The sequence below is a fragment of the Streptomyces violaceorubidus genome (assembly GCF_000717995.1).
GTDB lineage: Bacteria > Actinomycetota > Actinomycetes > Streptomycetales > Streptomycetaceae > Streptomyces > Streptomyces violaceorubidus.
Window position 1 is genome coordinate 1 of the sequence record NZ_JODM01000128.1, and the last position, 1023, is coordinate 1023.

Annotated in this window: 1 protein-coding gene and 1 pseudogene; one reads left to right on the top strand and one right to left on the bottom strand. The window is 64.6% G+C overall.

The window, feature by feature from the left end:
* Positions 1-116: 116 nt before the first annotated feature.
* Positions 117-728 (top strand): annotated as a pseudogene (locus IE94_RS0134325) (IS5/IS1182 family transposase); the annotation flags it as partial.
* A 32-nt stretch (positions 729-760) separates the two neighbouring features.
* On the opposite strand, the gene IE94_RS40730 reads toward IE94_RS0134325, so the two are convergent.
* The coding region (locus IE94_RS40730) for a hypothetical protein (protein WP_209441118.1) at positions 761-1023 on the bottom strand (263 nt) is incomplete at its 5' end.

Here is a 1023-nt window from a genome sequence, read left to right on the forward strand (position 1 = left end):
TGAGCTTCTTCGAGGTCGCCACCGATCGGGTGATGGGCCGACAAGCGCAACGAGCGAGGCCCCCGAGCTGTTGATCGAGGTGTCTGACGTCTCAATCACGTTGCTCGGGGGCCTCGGTGGTCATCCATCCTGCCGCACTCGACCTGCCGCATGCACTCGTGGAGTGGGTCACCATGCTGATCGTCACCCGTGAGGGCGACCGGCGCTGCAAGCTCCGGCCGTCCCAGCGCGCGATGGTGGCACTGGTGTACCTGCGCGAACACATCACTCTGGCGAAGATCGCCGCCGGGTTCGGGATCAGCGAGTCCACCGCCCACGCCTACACCAGTGCGGTCGTCGACCTGCTCGCCGCGCGTGCCCCGGGTCTGCTGAAGACACTGCGCGAGCACGAACCCGACTTCGTCTTGCTCGACGGCACCCTCGCCGAGTGCGACCGGGTCGGCGACGGCCGGGCCGACTACTCCCACAAACACCGGCGCCACGGCGTGAACGTGCAGGTTGTCACCGATCCCGGCGGCCGGCTGTTATGGCTCTCGCCCGCTCTGCCGGGCCGCACTCACGACCTGACTGCCGCACGCACCCACCAGATCATCCGCATCTGCGAGCGCCAGGGCGTTCCGATCGTGGCCGATCTCGCCTACCAGGGCGCCGGCCCATGGCTCACCACCGGCATCAAGCGCAAGCCCCTCCAGGAACTCACTCCCACCGACAGGACCCGCAACCGTTCACACTGGAGCTGCAACGCTGAAGAAGCTCAGTGTTATCGGGTGCGAGCGTTGTCCAGGCCCGAGACGCCGACCTCACGCATCTCGTCCAGATGATCCTGTGAAACCAGAAAATGGCCATTTCTGATTTTTTGGAGCCAGTCGTAGGTCTGGGCTGTTTCCCCGACGCTACTTGGCTTGAACTTGTTGTTGCGGAGGATCTCCATGTGTTCTTCCGGGGTCCGATTCTTCTGGTCCTCGGTGGCGCGAGCGTTGTCCAGGTCCGGGACGTTGGCTGCGCGCATCTCGTCCAGATAAA